Origin of the sequence: Candidatus Tumulicola sp. (genome assembly GCA_036490475.1) — a bacterium.
Lineage (GTDB): Bacteria > Vulcanimicrobiota > Vulcanimicrobiia > Vulcanimicrobiales > Vulcanimicrobiaceae > Tumulicola.
Genome location: DASXDT010000005.1, coordinates 383,443 through 401,786, shown reverse-complemented (window position 1 = coordinate 401,786; position 18,344 = coordinate 383,443). Strand labels below are relative to the sequence as shown.

Annotated in this window: 13 protein-coding genes; 5 read left to right on the top strand and 8 right to left on the bottom strand. The window is 57.6% G+C overall.

Annotated elements, in window-relative coordinates:
- Nucleotides 1–342 precede the first annotated feature (342 nt).
- The 5 genes from VGF98_05490 (at nt 343) to ilvD (ending at nt 8,065) form a co-directional block, all read left to right on the top strand.
- Nucleotides 343–1,416 carry a hypothetical protein gene (locus VGF98_05490; protein ID HEY1681069.1) on the top strand — a complete coding sequence of 358 codons (1,074 nt, stop codon included), beginning with the start codon at nt 343–345 and terminating at the stop codon, nt 1,414–1,416.
- A gap of 663 nt (nt 1,417–2,079) precedes the next feature.
- Entirely contained in the window at nt 2,080–3,804 is a 1,725-nt protein-coding gene (gene ilvB, locus VGF98_05485; protein ID HEY1681068.1) for a biosynthetic-type acetolactate synthase large subunit, read from the top strand.
- A gap of 255 nt (nt 3,805–4,059) precedes the next feature.
- Nucleotides 4,060–5,046: a ketol-acid reductoisomerase gene (gene ilvC / locus VGF98_05480; protein ID HEY1681067.1), complete on the top strand. Its 987-nt coding sequence runs from the start codon at nt 4,060–4,062 to the stop codon at nt 5,044–5,046.
- Nucleotides 5,040–6,368, top strand: coding sequence for a threonine ammonia-lyase (gene ilvA / locus VGF98_05475; GenBank protein HEY1681066.1), 1,329 nt, complete (start codon nt 5,040–5,042; stop codon nt 6,366–6,368). The genes ilvC and ilvA overlap by 7 nt, the downstream gene beginning before the upstream one ends.
- Nucleotides 6,365–8,065 (top strand): dihydroxy-acid dehydratase, encoded by a 1,701-nt coding sequence (ilvD, locus tag VGF98_05470; GenBank protein HEY1681065.1) that lies wholly within the window; start codon nt 6,365–6,367, stop codon nt 8,063–8,065. Before ilvA ends, ilvD begins: the two co-directional genes overlap by 4 nt.
- Before the next feature lie 1,449 nt (nt 8,066–9,514).
- On the opposite strand, the gene VGF98_05465 is transcribed toward ilvD, so the two are convergent.
- The 8 genes from VGF98_05465 to VGF98_05430 form a co-directional block, all read right to left on the bottom strand.
- Entirely contained in the window at nt 9,515–9,817 is a 303-nt protein-coding gene (locus VGF98_05465; GenBank protein ID HEY1681064.1) for a hypothetical protein, read from the bottom strand.
- 904 nt (nt 9,818–10,721) lie between these two features.
- Nucleotides 10,722–11,165 carry a universal stress protein gene (locus VGF98_05460; protein HEY1681063.1) on the bottom strand — a complete coding sequence of 148 codons (444 nt, stop codon included), beginning with the start codon at nt 11,163–11,165 and terminating at the stop codon, nt 10,722–10,724.
- A 7-nt stretch (nt 11,166–11,172) separates the two neighbouring features.
- Nucleotides 11,173–13,152 (bottom strand): proton-conducting transporter membrane subunit, encoded by a 1,980-nt coding sequence (locus VGF98_05455; protein ID HEY1681062.1) that lies wholly within the window; start codon nt 13,150–13,152, stop codon nt 11,173–11,175.
- The gene (locus VGF98_05450; protein HEY1681061.1) at nt 13,149–13,880 is read right to left on the bottom strand and encodes a hypothetical protein; all 732 of its coding nucleotides are present in this window, start codon (nt 13,878–13,880) and stop codon (nt 13,149–13,151) included. The genes VGF98_05455 and VGF98_05450 overlap by 4 nt, the downstream gene beginning before the upstream one ends.
- 8 nt (nt 13,881–13,888) lie before the next feature.
- The gene (locus tag VGF98_05445; protein HEY1681060.1) at nt 13,889–15,271 is read right to left on the bottom strand and encodes a hypothetical protein; all 1,383 of its coding nucleotides are present in this window, start codon (nt 15,269–15,271) and stop codon (nt 13,889–13,891) included.
- On the bottom strand, nt 15,268–16,713 hold the full coding sequence (locus VGF98_05440; GenBank protein HEY1681059.1) for a proton-conducting transporter membrane subunit: 1,446 nt from the start codon (nt 16,711–16,713) through the stop codon (nt 15,268–15,270). Before VGF98_05440 ends, VGF98_05445 begins: the two co-directional genes overlap by 4 nt.
- Nucleotides 16,710–17,381, bottom strand: coding sequence for a hypothetical protein (locus VGF98_05435; GenBank protein HEY1681058.1), 672 nt, complete (start codon nt 17,379–17,381; stop codon nt 16,710–16,712). The genes VGF98_05440 and VGF98_05435 overlap by 4 nt, the downstream gene beginning before the upstream one ends.
- Nucleotides 17,378–18,334 carry an NADH-quinone oxidoreductase subunit H gene (locus VGF98_05430; protein HEY1681057.1) on the bottom strand — a complete coding sequence of 319 codons (957 nt, stop codon included), beginning with the start codon at nt 18,332–18,334 and terminating at the stop codon, nt 17,378–17,380. The genes VGF98_05435 and VGF98_05430 overlap by 4 nt, the downstream gene beginning before the upstream one ends.
- Nucleotides 18,335–18,344 lie beyond the last annotated feature (10 nt).

The following is an 18,344-nucleotide window of genomic DNA, read 5'->3' as shown; positions in this document are numbered from 1 at the left end:
GTAAATGTTCATTTCCTACTAAGAAGCGTGAGGCGTGGGCTATAAGTGGAAAGGACTTCAAAAATCCGGACTGAGCACCGTGAACTGTATGGCTTCGAACGCGATCTTCCAGCAACGCCGCCAAGAGCCGCGAGACCGTGGGACCTTTCAGGCCGAGAGACTTGCGCGTTAATAAGGCACGCCCGTGCTCGTGCTTCCAACGGTTGCAACTCTAGTACGGATTTTCACGGCTTCTACGATCTTTTAAAAAGCATAACCACAGCTTGCATTTTGAGGACTAGGTGTTTTCGCGTCCTTTCCTTTGGCCGCGGCAGACTTGAAATGCTAGAAAGGGACAGCACTATGAATATCTCTCAACCGACCAAGTATGCAGTCTGCCTTACTGCCGCCGTTGCGCTTCTGACAAGCTGCGGCAGCGGCGCTAGTTCGGAGTTAGCTCCTGCAGCGGCCGGGCAGCCCAGTGTTATAAAGGCGCTCTTTAACGGGAAGGTTTTCTCGACTTCGGTACTTCTCGCGAAGGTCGCAGTACACCATGGCAGCGTCCGTCTACATACGCACGCGATCAAGCCGAACTGCTGTGGCTACACCAAAACGGCCTTTATCAGCGACGGCGAAGCGAACGCAGTCCAAATGTATGCCTATCCGACAGGTACGTACATCGGCCAGCTCGCTTCGCCGCCGGAACAATTCGGCAATCCCTCAGGCATGTGTAGCGATAGAAAAGGAAACGTATACATCGCAAACCTCCAAACCGCTACCATCGATGTGTACTCACACAGCGGCGCGTTCATAAAAGCGCTGAAAGATCCTGATGGCTACCCCGGCGGTTGCGCGATCAACAGGAAGACGGGAGATCTCGCTGTTTCAAACTTGTATGGGCCTAGCTCTAGTGCCGGCGGTAACGTTATCGTTTACCCCGGAGGCACCGGAAGCCCGACCGAATTCAACGCCGGCCTCTATCAGGATTTTTTCGTCGGTTATGTTAACAACACGTCCACCGTGTGGGTTTCTGGCATAACCCGAAGCTATCGCGCGGGCCTCGTCGCACTCGACACGAGCAACGGGCAGGCGACGCCGATCACACTCGGAGGCGCGACCATTCTCGGCCCCGGCACTGTGGCGTGGTCAGGTAAGACAAAGACAATGGTGGTGGGCGACCAGGTCACTCTTCCGCCGACGTTCTATCTCGTTGATCCGACAACGTATAAAGTTACTAGCTCGGTCGTCATGAGCTGCAAGGTTAACCTGTGCGATATTCCCCAAGCAACGATCAAAGGCTCGCGGCTGCTTGGGCCCGACTCGGTAAATTCCCGAGCGAACATCTTTAACTTCCCGGCTGGTGGCAGTCCAATCGCCAGCCTTACCAACTTGGAGCAGCCAATTGGCTCCGCTATCAGCCCCGACGTTCCGGAATAGTGCTCTGGAACGGCTGACTATCGCAAGGATCAGCCTGAATCGGTCTTTGTTCGCAATTTACTGAGACTGAAAGCTGCTACGTCGGTTCGTGATCCTTAACTTCGCATGCGGATGCCTTTCCCAACATGGTTGTTCTACCAAGATCTTTCGCCACGGGTTGGTGGAAATGATGGCGAAATCCCGATCAAGGGAGAGGAGCGCCATTGCCTAAGTCAGGATAGTCGACGCACAAATTATCAGTGCACTGCGTTGCGCCGAGCCGACCCGCACGCCGATTGCGGAGATCGTCCGCGAACCGGGCTTCCCCAAATGATGTTCTGGCGACGAGGGGTATTGGACAACCTTGATATGCCCGCTCTTAACGCGTGAACAACCCTTGTCGGTTTGTCCGCTACGCTTACTGCATGACCTTCGCAACGCGCGCCTCAACGGAACCGTACTGCAACTTCTCTCCGTTCATGAGCGTAAGTGCGGTTGACACACCTAGCATCGTGTGATAAGGTTGCGCAAATGTTTACCGTCCCGCAAGTCGTTTACGTCGCCATAATTATTCGTTGCTGCAAGGATCGGCGACGGTTGGCTACTGCGTAAGCATAACGAAGAGCAAGCAGAAGAGCCTCCGCCGATGCGGAGGCTCTTCTTTTTTATGGAGGTTTAAGGTTTTTGAAAACTCGAACCGGCGCTGAAATTGCGCTCGATGTTCTTGCTGATGAGGGCGTTGAAGTCATCTTCGGGTATCCCGGGGGCGCGATTATGCCGTTGTACGACGCTCTGTATAGTCACGACGTGCGGCATATTCTTGTGCGACACGAAGCGGCAGCTGCGTTTGCGGCAAGCGGTTATGCGCGCACAACCGGACGTACTGGCGTTTGCATGGCCACATCTGGTCCCGGAGCGACGAACCTAGTTACCGGGATCGCGGATGCGCTTCTTGACAACGTTCCACTAGTGGCGATCACGGGTCAAGTCCGAAGCAGCATGATGGGTACTGACGCCTTTCAAGAGATTGACATCGTCGGCATCACGCAAGCAATCACCAAACGCAGTGAGGTGGTCCGAAACGTTCAGGATATTGAACCGGCGCTACGTGCAGCTTTTAAGAGCGCGCGTGGGCCACGGCCGGGGACCGCACTCGTGGATCTGCCGTCGGATGTGCTAAAAGCGCGTCTTGAACGGCGTGCATTTACAAGGGACGCGTCCACCGATTACGCGGGCACGAGCCGAAACGATACCGCGGCGCAGCAGGGAGATCTTCGACAAGCGCATGCCGTAAGCGTTAAGGCGGCTGTTGAGGCGCTGCGACGTGCAACGCGGCCCCTGATTATGGTGGGCGGAGGCGCCCGCTGGAGCGGTGCCACGGCTGCCTATCGCGCCTTGTTACGTCTCCTCGGAGTACCGCACTGTGCTACGCTTCATGGGCTCGGATGCTCGGATCCTTGCGACCCCCTTTTTCTCGGAATGGCCGGCATGCATGGTACGAGGCGTGCAAATCTTGCGATCGAGCAAACGGATTGCCTAGTTGCGCTCGGCATGCGCTTCGATGACCGGATTACGGGCGATCCTCAAACCTTCGCACCGAATGCGCGCGACATTATCCATGCCGACATTGACGCCAGCGAGTTTGGAAAAACCGTTCGCGTGGATATTGCGCTGCATGGAGACTTGCGCGGAACTATCGAACAACTCAACGCCCGCCTGCGGACGACTGTAATGCACGTCGGCTCGGAATGGCTGCGCCTGACGCTCGCTCCAAGTGCATCACTGCCAATCGATGCTAGTCAGGACCGCTATTTATCGGCAACCGATGCGCTTGATTCATTCTTTGCGGCATTACCTACCGACGCAATCGTGACTACAGACGTGGGGCAGCATCAAATGTGGGCTGCGCAAAGAGTTTCACCTCGTGATATGACATCGTTCATCTCATCCGGCGGCCTGGGTTCCATGGGGTTCGGCCTACCGGCAGCCATTGGTGCGCAGATCGCGCACCCAAACAGACCGGTGTTCGCGGTCGTTGGCGACGGTGGCTTTCAAATGTCAATGGCAGAGCTGGCAACGCTGCGGCGATACAACCTTCCCGTGAAAATTCTGCTCATCGACAACGCTCACCTTGGAATGGTGCGCCAGTGGCAAGAACTCTTCTTTGACTGCCGCTATTCCGAAACGCAGCTGCCCGAGAACCCCGATTTTACGCTCCTCGCTCGGGCCTACGATATCAATTCGAAACGTGTTGACGCGCGCTCGAATCTCGCCGAAGCCATGGGTCGCTTTATCCGCGAACCCCGGGCGGCCTTACTGCACTGTTCGTGTTATCCTCACGAAAACGTCTGGCCCATAATTCCGGCCGGAACGAGCGTCGGCCATATGATGGACGGGTCGCCAGCATGAAGCGCTTGCTGAAGCTAGCTGACGCGCGAACCCTGGCGCGGATCATCAACCTCGCCGAACGTTGTCGGTGTACCTATACATTCGTGACCGCTGAGTATAATGGCGACCTATCTTACTATCACGTACACATCGAGCTGCGTGGCAGTGATGACTCGTTGCGGCTGCTCGACTCGCAGATCGAAAAAATTATCGCTTACGATACGAGGTATTCCCCGTGAGAAGTTCCACCGCTAATCCAAAGGTGCTACGCGCAAAGTGATCGCAGTAATCGGGTACGGAAGCCAAGGTCGCGCTCATGCGTTGAACCTCCGCGATTCCGGATTCGAAGTCGTCATCGGCTTGCGAAGCGCCGCCCCTTCGGCAAATGCCGCACGCGCTGATGGTCTACGCGTTATCTCAATCGAGGAAGCCGCATCCTTTGGCGATGTCGTAATGGTCCTCATTCCCGACGAAGAACAACCCGCGGTCTTCCTAGATTCAATCGTCGAGTCCCTCAGGTCAGGGACGTACCTTGCGTTCGCACATGGATTTGCGATTCACTTCGGATCGATTGTTGCTCCATCCGACATCAATGTTTTCATGGTAGCGCCCAAAGCACCGGGGCCGTTGGTGCGCTCTGAGTACGAAAAGGGACGGGGTGTACCGTGCTTAATCGCTATTCACCAGGATCCTAGCGGGAATTCGAGCGATGTGGCGCTTGCGTATGCTTCTGCAATCGGTGCCGGCCACGCCGGCATCGTAGAGACTACATTTCGCGAAGAAACCGAAACGGATCTCTTCGGTGAGCAAGCCGTGCTCTGCGGAGGTCTTACGTCGCTGGTGGTTGCGGGATTCGAGACCCTCGTCGGGGCTGGCTATTCGCCGGAAATGGCCTACTTCGAATGCGTCCACGAACTCAAACTAATCGTCGACTTAATACATGCGCAGGGTATCGAGGGTATGCGCGACTGCATCAGCAACACCGCTCGCTTCGGTGACTATTCGTGTGGTCAGCGCGTCATCGGAGAGTCATCACGTAAGGCGATGCGTGACCTGCTCTTGCAGATCCAAGATGGCACGTTCGCCCGTGAATGGGCGACGGAGCACAGCAATGGTAAGCCACGCCTTCTCGATTATGGACAGTCTGCTCGGAAACATGAGATCGAACAGGTTGGCGCGCGATTACGTTCGTTTATGCCCTGGCTGCGCGAACGTACTGAGGCGACGCGCCAGGACGAAGATCTAAAGTTCCGGGTATGCTAAATCCGCGTAACGGCGCGCTCAAGTCGACTGAGAGCAGCAATCAGAGAGCGTTCCCTCCGGGCAACGGAGGTCTAGTCAAGGAGCAATACGACAAATTGTCTAGCGATTGGCCCACGGCAGATGACGTTAGACGCGCAGCGAGCGTGCTCGAAGGCGTAGCGCTCAAGACCCCGTGCTTACCGTCGGAAGCACTTTCACGGCTCGCGGGTGCGGACGTCGTACTGAAGTATGAGAATACGCAACACACCGGATCCTTTAAAATGCGCGGCGCCCATGTTAAGCTGTCGAGTTTGACCCGCGGCGAAAGGCGAAACGGGATCGTCACCGCTTCGGCCGGTAATCACGCGCAGGGCGTGGCATTTAGCGCCTCGCAGCTAGGTACGAGTAGCACGATTGTCATGCCCCATGGCACCCCCTACTGTAAAATACGCAGCACCGAGGCATACGGTGGACGGGTCTTACTGCACGGGTCGACCGTCTCAGAAGCAACCACGAAGGCGGTCAAAATCGCTGAGAGTAACGGCAAGTCGTTTATCTCCCCTTTCGACGATCCGGTGATTGTTGCGGGGGCAGGAACGGTAGGGCTTGAGCTACTGCAAGCCTTTCCGAATCTTGACGTGCTACTAGTTCAAGTGGGAGGCGGTGGACTTATCAGTGGTGTCGCTCTGATCGCGAAAGCACTTAATCCCCACATTCGCGTCATCGGCGTTCAGACCACACTTTATCCAGCATTGCACAATGCCTTAAACAACCTGCCGTCGCCCGTAGGCGGCGCTACGCTGGCTGAAGGCGTCGCAGTGGCGCGAGTCGGCGACTTGAATCTATCAATGGCCAAAGCCCTTATAGACGATGTCCTCCTTGTCGATGAAGATGCGCTCGAATTTGCAGTACACCTACTCCTGGAGGACGAGAAAACGGTTACGGAGGGAGCTGGGGCCTTGGGCGTCGCTGCACTTCTCCAACACCGCGCCAGTTTCCGTAGCGCGCGCGTTGGACTTATACTCTCAGGCGGCAACATTGACACAGGGCTTCTTGCATATGTCATTTCGCGCGTGCGCTTGCGGGAACGGCGCGTCGTGTGCTTGCGCGCAGAAGTGCTCGACGTTCCTGGTGGCCTGGCTGGAGTCTCCGAGGTTGTCGCGCGCAATGGCGCCAACGTGCTCGAAGTATCTCACCGCAGGACGTTTCCTAATGTGCTAGCCAAGTGCATGCAGCTGGACCTTACTGTCGAGTTACGGAAGCCTGACGACATGTACGCGATCGTACGGCAACTCAACGACCTTGGCATTTTAGCAACACTCCCCGCGGTGGGATCCGCGTGACGCAGCTCAACGCGCGCAGCGCAACGATCACGCAAGGGGTAGAACGAGCGGCTGCGCGTGCCATGTTCAAGGCAATTGGCTTCACCGACGATGACCTGCGAAGACCGATTATCGGCATCGCGAACACATGGACTGAAACCATGCCGTGCGGTTTTCACCTCCGACACCTTAGCGAGCATGTGAAACGCGGCGTCCGAGCAGCGGGTGGTACACCAATGGAATTCAATACGATTGCCATCAGCGATGGTATTGCAATGGGGACCGCAGCAATGAAGTCTTCATTGGTGAGTCGCGAAGTCATCGCCGATTCGATCGAGCTAATGGGACTGGGCTACATGTTTGATGGCATTGTGGCGCTTGTCGGTTGCGACAAAACAATTCCAGGCGCCGCGATGGCGCTTGCGCGCCTCAACGTGCCTTCAGTGATGTTGTACGGTGGGCCTATCGCTCCTGGACGTCATCGCGGCCGCGATATTACCATCATCGATGTCTTTGAGGCGATCGGAGCACACGCTATCGGAACCATCGATGACAAAGAGTTGGCCAAGATTGAAGATAGCGCATGTCCCGGACCCGGTGCTTGCGGAGGTCAGTTCACGGCAAACACAATGGCGACGGCAATCGAACATCTCGGCCTGGCCCCCATGGGTAGCGCCACTGCCGGCGCTACTGATGATCGTCGCTTGGGGTGGGCGCAGACGGCTGCCGCTACAGTTCTAGATCTGTTGGCGCGCGACGTACGACCGCGGAACCTCCTCACGCGCAAGGCCTTTGAGAACGCGATCGCAGTCGTGGCCGCGACCGGAGGTTCGACCAATGCGGTGCTTCATCTACTGGCGATCGCGCATGAAGCTGGAGTTAATTTAGTGATCGATGACTTCGACGCGATTAGCCGGCGGACGCCAATTATTGCAGATCTCAGGCCCGGCGGAAAACATGTCGCTCTCGACGTCGACCGCGCCGGAGGAACGGCGCTGATTGCGCGACGATTGCTGAATGCGAACTTGTTGCACGGCTCGGTCCGAATGGCCGATGGGAGGACGCTCGAGGACACGGTGGCACTTGCGACGGAGTCGCCAAAACAAACCGTCGTGGCTACAGTGGCACGCCCGTTTAGACCGCGCGGCGGCCTCGCGATCCTGAAAGGCAACGTTGCTCCGGATGGAGCGGTGCTCAAGATTGCTGGACGCGAGCACTCTTACCATTGTGGCCCGGCGCGAGTCTTCACATGTGAAGAGGACGCGATGGCGGCAGTCATGCATGGAACTATCCAAAGCGGTGACGTCATGGTCATCATGTACGAAGGCCCGAAGGGCGGACCCGGAATGCGTGAAATGCTGGGCGTAACTAGTGCGATCGTTGGTGCCGGTTTGATGAACAAGGTGGCACTCGTAACCGATGGACGCTTCTCTGGAGGCACGCACGGGCTTATGGTGGGCCACGTGGCGCCCGAGGCCGCTTGTGCCGGCCCTATTGCCCTTCTGCGTAACGGCGATCTCATTACGATTGATGTCGAGGCACGCGAGCTCAACGTAGATCTATCTCCTGATGAGCTTCTGTTACGTTCAGCCAGCTGGACTGCACCGGCGCCGCGTTGTAGCGCCGGAGTCCTTGCAAAGTACGCGGCGCAAGTCGGTTCGGCCGCCTTTGGCGCATTGACAGGCGGCAGCCCAGAGATGCGGCTTCATAAGACCTAAGCTACGGATCGACGCTTTCGAGACCTGCCTGTGGACGCGATAAGAGAACTCGCTACCGCTGAAACGTGGCGATGTCGCCGTTTCAGATCGCGGCGGTCGTCGAGTGCGGAAACTGGTATTGCCATGCTGGAATGTTCGATCGAGCACGCAAGATGCTTCGGCAGGCTCAACGTTTAGCCGCAAGAGCTCGCATATATCCACCACTCAGCAAGCAGCTTTGTCGCTGCTTGCAGGTCTTTGCGCAAGATACAAGAGACGTTGGAGTTCAAGCGTCTCAACGAATCCCTTTTACTGAGCAATGCCAGCGGTCGGTGCGTGGTGCTTTTTCGGCCTTACTGATCCTGATGCATTATTGTATATCAGCCGAACACGATGACGGAGGGCACGAGCTTGCAAGAAATGCGCTCGAGACAATCCAAACGACTGAAGGAACGAACCTGGCGGAACTTCCTGGACTATAAAATTCGGGGCCTGATTCGAACAGGTCACTGGCGCCTGGCGTCGGGATTGGCTTTCGCCGCGGAGAAAATTCCTCAACCGGGATCAATGCTGTGGGCGTAATTAAATTCCAGGGCACTATTTAACTCGAGCTAATTATTATGAAGCCGCTCAGCAGCACTCGTCAATTTTACGAAGGGTGAAAAAAGTGGAAGTCAGTGGTTGCAGGGAGTGGCTGTTCGATATCTGCGCCGACTCGTGCTCGTTGCGGGTCTCGCACCGAAGCGGACAACCAATGCTGGAAGCACTTAACCTAATCGAGGGAGATGCAAGTGTGGTCCCACTCTTTGCGACCTATGACGTTGCTGCACGACTGCTCTGGGACCGCCGTTTGGCGCCAGTCTCGGTGCACAGCCTTCGACTGGATGTCAGGTCTCGAACGGCACCGCGGACCGCTCGCACCGTCAGTTCGAAGGAGCGCCTCTTCTCAGATAGTGACCATGCACTTCTCATCCTCATCCGATGCGCAGGAAGATCTCCACCATCGCTTCGCTAGTTCCGTGATTATAGTTTGCTGGTGGGAGAAGTCCATCGGGCAAGAAGGACTGCATCATTGCACGGCTGCTCCGTCGGTTTCGAGTATGGGTCAACCGCCAGTAATCGAGCGAATCGTTTGAACGACATGCTCTGGGATCGAGGGGTTGTGCAAAAACCATTGAACCATCGTCGCAGTACCCGTTGTTACCGACACAGTATTGTTAAACGTCTCAATGAGCGACAAAATCTTGCCCCACGCACGCATCGGCCTCTGCAATTCCCGAGCAAGTTCTTCGACGAGGCCGACTGCTATGGCATCCGGCGCTAACTCCGTACGTAACTGCTCGAGTGGAAACGGCGGGTACGACGTGGACGATTGCACAACCGGAGCACCGATATTGTGCGCGTGGACGTTCTGCTGATTGCCGCCGGCAACGTGAACGTTCGATACGTCGCCTTGTGCAAAGATGTTGATTAGGGCTGCGGGTAAGCGGGATCCGTGAAAGTCCTCAGGATGTTCGACGAAGTCAATCCATCAGCGGTAATCCGAGCCATCATCGCTACGAGGCCATGTCCCAAGCTCCGAATCTGCTGCCCATGTTCGCGCGAGGCGAGAAGTCCCTTGTCGACCAGATATTGCTGCGCTTCGAGTATCTCCGCGAGCCCAAATCCGGTCGCGGCGACAATTTCACTAGTTTGGATGTAATTGCCCGGGCTGCTTTTATTCCGTTCGTAGCAATAGCCTAAAGCGTTTGCTCGGACCTGATCGTTCGTCATCGGTGGCCCTACGCCGGTAGCGATGTGCGGACCTCGCGGTCTGGACCTCCGCAGTTGGCCGGCCCGAGGCCGTAGTGCTCGTGCTCGACGGCTGCGGTTTTGCTCGCGCGTCGCGATCGTTGTGGTGCGCTCCATTTTCGGGGAATGAGTAAAGCGTTGGTCACCAGTCGGGTCGATTCTCCCCAACTGGCGACCAGCAAGCAGATTAAATCATAGGATAAGAGTGCAGAACCATCTGACACTCGGTGGCCGCGTCGAACTGCGACGAACTACTACTGACGGACTACCTCATACTCAGAGCTTTCGCGCTGGAGAAGCCGCCCCCTTAAACATGCCGCCAAGGCGGCGTGTGCCCACCTTCCTTTTCACCAAACCGGTGACATGGAGCGAAACGCGTTCCCACGGTTACCTTATCTTCGATTTCGGGATGCGCTGAGCATTGGACTGTTCCTTCTTCGCCATATCGGCGTATCTTTTTCGACGAATTCGCGGATGGTACTTCGATGCAGGAGCAGTCGAGCAGTTTGGTATGCGCGCGATCAAGTACGACGTCGCCTGCGGCGTTCAGCCCGCTGAGCTCGCCCGCAAAAGCTTCGCGTCGGGACATACCATAAAATTCGCCGTGCAGTGTCAAGTGATTCGTTAAGATGCGCTCATATTCCAAACGTTATTGCAACCCGAGTGCCCGCTGGGCTTTCGCCGCCTGAACAGCATGACTGAGCAATCTTGTGACAGCCTCAGTGGGCAGTCTTGTTTCTCACGAACGCCCGTTTGTTTGGGGAGCCACGTCTTTCTTTCCGTCTCCACGGAGGTAACCGAACCGGTGCCCGGGAGACGTTCGGCTACGCGGCTGAGTAGTATCCGTCGTTCTGATTGTGGATGACATTTGCTTGCGCCGGAACACTCATGATCGTTTCTGCGGGTTGTCAATTAACAATACTGGGCAGTGCGCATAACGCGCGATTCGGTCGGAGATACTCCCTATCAGGAAACGCGTGATTCCGCTTGAGAGCCCGCGGCGGCCCACGACAATGAGATCAGCTCCAATCTTCGAGGCAGTGTCGACCACGCCCTCAGCCGGATGGCCGCCTTCGACGATCAGCAATTCTGTCCCGACACCTCGTTCACGGCTCAGGTCGATGAGCGAGGCCGCACTGCCTTCGTAAAATCGGTGCGCTTTGGCTCTATCGTTTTCCACTTCTGCGGATGTTTCAGCATAAGCAGCCGGCTGCGCAACGGAAACGAGCTGCAAACGCGACTCGAACCGTTTCGCAATCTCGATTGCGTACTCGAAAGCTCGACGAGCACACTCGGAACCGTCCCAAGCTACGATAATGTGTGAAAACATACAACACCTACCAATGGCGGATCGAGGGAAATAGTAATAGCATTAAGATTGTAAACGTCAGAATGTAGGCCAAGTAGGCACCGATGCTGCCTGACTGCGTCGCTCGTACGGCGGATGCAATCCACAACAGAGGTGTAAAAAGCCAGCGATACCATGCCAGCTCGAAAAACGGCCGAACCGAGCTGTCGTACGTACGTATCTCTGGATTGACGGCTCGCGTTGTTCGTGTAACGACGTCCAAAATGACCCGGGTTGGATTGGCATAACCTGTGCCGCCGTACTGCGTCCAAGAGCGGTACGGCTCGCCCGATGTCCAAGCGGGGGTCGCTGACGACGCCGGCCGCGAAAATAGCTTTGAAACGATCCAAAACATGATCGTGAACCCTGCCAGCACTAGGCCCATTCCCCCAGGCGAGACCGACGAAAAGCCACCGAAGGCAGGCGCGACTAACGGGAAAACTCCGATCATCGCGGCAACTGCATCGCTGTGCGAAGCCGAGTCAATGCTCGGTGCAATGGTGGAAAGTAAGGATCGAGCGAACACGCCGGTTCCGACAATCGCCGCACAGCCGAGAAGCAACCCCACCCCGCGCAGCGGAGCTCGAACAACGAAACCCCTCTGTAGCGTTACTGAGCGTGAAGCGCCAAGCAGACCAATGCCGACAAACTTCGTGAACGTCACGATCGCAATGCCAGCCGCAACGCCAATGATTGCGCCGGCGAGTGCGAAAATGACTTCGGAAGCAACGTTTCCGGTACGAAACGCTTGCATGAGCGATTCAAGCACGAGCCACTCGCCGACAAAGCCAGCAAGCGGCGGAAGCGCTGCTAGCGACATGCCGGACAATATTGCGGAAAGGGTTGTCAACGGAAGTACGCGCGCTAAGCCTCCGAGCTTATCCAGGTCGGTGCTTGAACGCGCATCATTCACTGAAGCAATGGTCAGAAATAGGGTGCTCTTGGCCACGGCGTGCGCAACGATTTGCACTGAGGCTGCTGCCAGCGCGAATCCCATCAGCATCGGATCGTGAAGCGCCCGACCCGCTATCGCGACGCCGAAGGCAGCAAAGATGATGCCGCTGTTTTCGACGCTTGAGTAGGCAGCGAGCGCGCGCATGTCTCGTTGCCCAGCAGCCCATGAAATGCCAAAAAATGCGCCGACAGAACCGACGGCAATCACTGCGATGGCTAACCACAGAGGCGCCTGGGGGAACGCAAGCACGAAACGTGATATGCCGTAAAAGCCTACGTTGAGTGCACCGCCAGCCATCAACGCCGCAACCGCACTCGGCGCACTTCGATAACCGTAGGGCATCCAACCCTGTAGCGGGAGCATGCCGAACTTCGCGCCGAACCCAATAACGAGTAGTACAAGTATGAAGCCGCCGGAGGCGCCCACAAAGTGGGTTCCGGCCGCAATCGCGTCTCCGACCTCGAAACTGCCCGCAGCGTGGGCGAGCGTCAATAACGCGGCAAGTAGGCAGCCGCCTGCAACATGTGTAACGACGAGTGTAACGTACGCAGATCGCGGCGCGGATTCGTCCGTCCCTGCATATCCAATTGACCAGAAAAACGCCAATGCGAGCAATTCCCAGCCGAAAAGAAACAAAAAGACGTCGCCGGCCGCGCACGTTACTAACGACGCCAGTAGGACAGCGCAGGAACTTGCCGCAGCCGTGTGACCAGCGCCTCGTTCGTCGGCACTGCGGCCGCCCAACGCAAACACCGCAACGATTACGGCAATTGCTCCGATTAGACCGATATAGAATCCCGAAACTGCGTCCATGCGTAGCAGCAGGTGTGCATCCGGCGGGCCAGACGCATACGATCTACTCGAATGAAGGGCGGTCGCAGCCGATATGAGCGATGCGATCCCAGCGGCGCCAAGGAACATAAAGCCGATCGCCCGACCGAGCGGTCCGCGTATCGCGACGACGAGAATGATGCCGACAATGCACAGCGCAAAGGCGACGAGCAAAGCAATCACAAGAACGTTCCTCGTGCATCTGAGCGACCGAGCGCGACCCAGAGGCCGTGAAGAATCGAGAGCGGCGCAGGTGGTGCTCCTGGGATCATGACATCGACGTCGAGCACCGCGCGTACCGGGACGGGCGCGCCGCCTGCGGCGGCAAAGATTCCGCCGGAGCACGCCGTGGTTCCGAGTGCGATGACGACTTTGGGATTCGGCATTGCGTCGAACGTCCGCAGCAATGGCTCGCGCATGGATTGCGTCACAGCACCGGTCACGACGAGCACATCGGCATGTCGGGGCGTCGCCGTGAGAAAGATTCCCAAGCGATTTGCGTCGTAGTATGGATTGAAAATTGCTGCAAGCTCCTGCTCTTCAGAACCGTCGCTGCCTGCGTCGACATGACGAAGATGAATCGATCGTCCTAATGTGCGCACCCGTTTGGCGAGCCGTTCTTGGATCGAATGCGGATCGCCGCCCGTCAGCGCGAGCTCGAACGTGGAAGTCGTTTGGAACGCCTCCGGAAAGGCGCGTGCGCATTCTCCGCATTGAAAACAGCGTGTTGGGTCGATGACGGCACGGCCCTCGCTCGGTATGATTGCTCCAGATAGGCAGGCCGCAGCGGCACGACGCTGGACGTCGACGTCTGCCGGCAACGCTTCGATCGCGCCGCGGTACGCTTGCGGCATCTCGTCGCCGCCGGACGGATAGCGCGTCGTGAGAATACCACCTCGTATACCGCGCATCAGCCAGCTCATCGATCGACCTCTGCCTGGATCGCTCCAAAGGAGTGCTCGATAAACGAAAAGTCGGTAAAGATGTTTCCGGGCAGAGAAGGCACGAACGCTGGCCAATTCGCAAAGGACGCAGATCGGATCGCAACACGCGACAGAATACCGCTCTCGATGCGGACGAAATACAATAGCTCGCCCTGCGGTGACTCGACCCGCGCGATAGCGGATCCGTCTTGTGGAGTATACGCCACTACACTGGGCCCGGCAGGGTCAGCATCGAGGGCGTTGCGGATGAGCTGGAACGAACGTGTTATTTCCCCGACTCGTACCAGAGCGCGGGCCGCGGCATCGCCGGTTTGCTCTCGCGTCTCCTCACCATCAAGCGGCGTGTAAAGGTAGCCGTCACAGGCGCGGACGTCGCTAGAAACGTGGCTGCCGCGCGCCACCGGACCGACGGCACCGTATGCACGAATCGTCGACTCGTCCAATCGACCGGTTCCGATAAGGCGATCTATGAGCGACGGCGTCGATACCAATCCCGCGACGGTCTGCGTCGCCTGCTGTTGGACCTCGTCCAGCGCACGTTCGCACGCGTCGGCCAGGCGCGAGAGCGCGTCGAATCGCGTTCCTCCGACGCAGATCGTTCCACGCGCGAATCGGTTACCGGTGGCTTCACAGAGCAAACGGTGAACGCGCTCCTTCGCCGCAAATGTCATGGCAGCTCCAACCGACAGCGAGCCATCATCGGCGAGTTTTGCCAACGAGTCAAGATGCTGGTGAATCCGCTCGAGCTCGACAAGTACGGCTCGCGCGGCACGCGCACGATCGGGAACGCGAATGCCGAGCGCTGCCTCGACCGCACGGCTGAACACGGCTGCGTGGCTCGATGCCGTTGCTCCCGAGACGTACTCGGCCACGTAGGGCGCCAGCTGCAGCGGCGTGCCCTCGAAACGTTCTTCCAGCCCGCGATGCTTGAAAAACATCGATGGACAGACGTCGATGAAATCTTCGCCAGCCGTGCCGACATTCCAACGCGCGGATTCAACGATTCCCGAACGCACGGGACCATAGAGCACCGTGGAGACCTCGGCAGAAGCGGAATAGCTGCGAAGCTCCTCGGCCGCAACCGGGTAGCTCAGCGTTGCCGCCAGCGGAAGCTCCGAAAACGAAATGTCGAAGCGCTCGATGGCTTCGCGCTCGTACCATTCTGCGGCAGGCGTGGCGGAGGCTAGCGACCGTAACGTTCCTTCGACGTCACCGGCACAATCGTGCAGCTTGCCGGCATCATCGACCACGTAATGGGCGCGCGTGGCGCCCCCAACCGCTTCGAAGAACAGCCACGCAAAGCGCGCACCGGCAGCGAGCGCATTGCGCGTCTCAAGGAGTGCGTCTGAGGCCTTCACGGATGTCCTCGTACGATGGCTCCAGCATTGGCGATGAGCACGGCGAGCGGAGTTGGAACGTAGAGTCCTATTACGAGAACCACCGTAAACACTGCTACCATCGCCGCGATCGCAGCCGGATCACGATCACCGCGCTGCACGCCTTGCGGCGCCGCACCGGCCGTCATCGCGATCGTCCAACGCGTAATACCGGCGAAAGCAACCAGCAATAATCCGACAACGACGATGGCGACCGGCCACGCCAATCCGGAGAAACCTCCGGAGAGGATCATTAGCTCGCTACGAAATGGACCGAATGGGGGCATTCCCGCCAGGGCCAGCGCCGCCATTGCAAACAACGTTCCCGATATGGGCAAGATCGTAGCTGCGCCGCGAATGCGTTCTATTTCTCGCGTATCGTACCGTGCCGCCAACCGGCCAGCCCCATAGAACGCCAGTGCCTTGGCTGCGGCATGATTGACGACGTGTAACAACGCCCCAGCCAACGCCAAGGGTGCCCCAAATGCGAGGCCGCATGCGATGATGCCCATGTGCTCGATACTCGAATAGGCGAGCATTCGTTTAATGTCACGTTGGCGTAGCAAGAAGAACGCACCAACAAACAACGACAGCAGTCCAACGATGAAGAATGAGCGCTGCGTCATGCCCGTTCCGAGCGCGGCGTTCGCAATTGCCGCGAAGCGGAGAATCACGTATAACGCATCCGATAGCAACACGCCGGACAACATCGCGCTCGTCGGCGTTGGGCCCGCGCCATGTGCGTCGGGAAGCCAGGTGTGCATCGGAGCCAGACCCATCTTGGTTCCAAAGCCGATCAGCGCGAATATGAAAGCGAGTCGCAATGCGTTCGAATCGAGTTTCGACGACACCGCCATAAAGGAAGACCACAGCGGGGCGTAATGACTCCCAAGAGCACCCGTACCCGACGCGTAGAGTACAACGACCCCGATCAAACCGAGTGCCAAACCACAAGACGCAACTAACAGGTATTTCCACGCCGCTTCGAGAGCCGCGTCTGAGCCTTGCAAACGCACGAGTAATGCCGCTAGGATCGTGGTCACTTCGAGCGCCACCCACAGCGCGGCCATATTGCTCAAAAGGGGTACGACGATTTCGGCGCAAGCGAACGCATTCGTCAGCGCAAGAAACTCGCGACGGTAGCGCTCCTCTCCGTTCGCGCCGATCGGCTCTGCGCGCACATACCACAGGCAATACAGTCCTACTGACCCGTAGACGATCGCGACTGGAGCGAGAAACAGCGCCGAGAGAGCGTCCAAACGGCCTTCCCCGCCGGCGATGCGCACAAGCAGCACCCCGATGCATGCGGCGCACGTAATCGATCCGATGGCAGTCGCATAACGACCGGCGCGCGAGGGCACCACGAGAACGGCCAATGCCAATCCCAAGGGAATCGCAACAATAACCCACGATAGCGCGCTCACCCTCGCAGCCTTTCAAAGAGCGAAACGGATGCGGCGGCCTGCGACCCCACCAACGCTCGAACCAAAATGGCGAATACGACGACCGCCGCGAGCACGTCAATCAACAGCAAGACGCCGATGATAAACGGCAGACCCGGAGCAAGGGTGATCGTACCGAAAAATAAGCCATTCTCGAGCGTCAGAAAGGCGATGACTTGCGCCACCGCATTTGGCCGTAAGATCGCAAGAAGAAATCCCGTGAAAACTATTGAAAGCGTTGTTGCAAGGTCGGCATTTGCTAAGAAGATGCCGCCCAGCAGCGGCAACTGCACTGCTGTTAAAATCGAGACCCCGATCAACGCTCCCGCGATAATCAAGGACAACAGAACGTTTACTCGGGCGGGCAGTTCGATTCGCATCGAAATGCCTCGAACTAGCGCGCGCATGTATCCAGGAAGAAGCAGTCCCTTAAACAGGGCGGTCAGGATAGCCAGGACGATCAGATCCCAGGCGTGCTCGGTGATACCGGCGCCGAGACAAATCGCCGCAACGAGCCACGACTGGACTGCGTAGAGCCGGATGAATTCCGGGATGACGACCGACCGGAACAATGCTAGCTGCACGAGCAGTAACAGCATGGCGATCGTGCCCGCCATCGCTTGTGGCACAGTGAGCTCGTGCAGACTCATCCGACCCCAACCACGTAGGCAAAAACGGCTAAAACTGCCACCAGCAAGCCGGTCGCAATGAATTCCGTAATCTTGTAGAGTCGCAGTTTCGCAAATGACGTTTCTATGACGACCACCACGACAGCAATGAGGAGCATTTTTAGTAGGAGCGTGACAACAGCCCATGCGACGGAGCCGACATTTCCATCTGACGAAAGCCCCATGGGAAGCAGCAGCACGTTTACAAAGACGACGTACAGCAGAAACTGCTTCATGGATGAGCCCCACCGAAAGAGCGCCATCCAGGGACCTGAGTGCTCGAACCAGCGCGCGTCATCGATCATCCCGAATTCCACGGTTGCGGAGGAACTTTCGATAGGTATGCGGCCGGTGTCGACAAGCATCATCATGAAGAATGCAGCAGTAGCCAGGACGTGGGCCGGGCGAAGCACATTTGCCGCAGAATGGCGCAACGCGGCGTTCATCGCATACGGCAGATCTGTTCCAGTTATGAATGCGACCGAAAAGAAAACAAAGATAAGCGTCGGCTCGACGAGGATGCCGACCATTGTCGCACGACTGCTACCGATGTCGGCATACTGCGAACCGGAGTCGATCGCTGCCAACGCGGTAACGAATCCCGCTAACGCGAACAGAAACGCGCCGGCAAGGATGTCGCCGAAGGTGGCGCCTGGCAGCGGATACGTCGTCAACACCGGAATCAATGTCGCGATTGTCGCATACGCGCCGCACGCTACGTATGGAGCCGTCCGAAAAACCCAGGACGATGGCTCGGGTACCAGGGACTGCTTGTGAAAGAGCTTTACAATATCGCGGTAGGGCTGAACGAACGATGGCCCCCGCTTGCCGGCGACCACAGCCTCTAGCCGGGCGATGAACCCAGTCAGTAACGGAGACAACAGCACTAAGGTCAGCACCTGTGCCGCCTGGACCGCGGTAGGGGTGAGGGTCAAACAGTTCTCC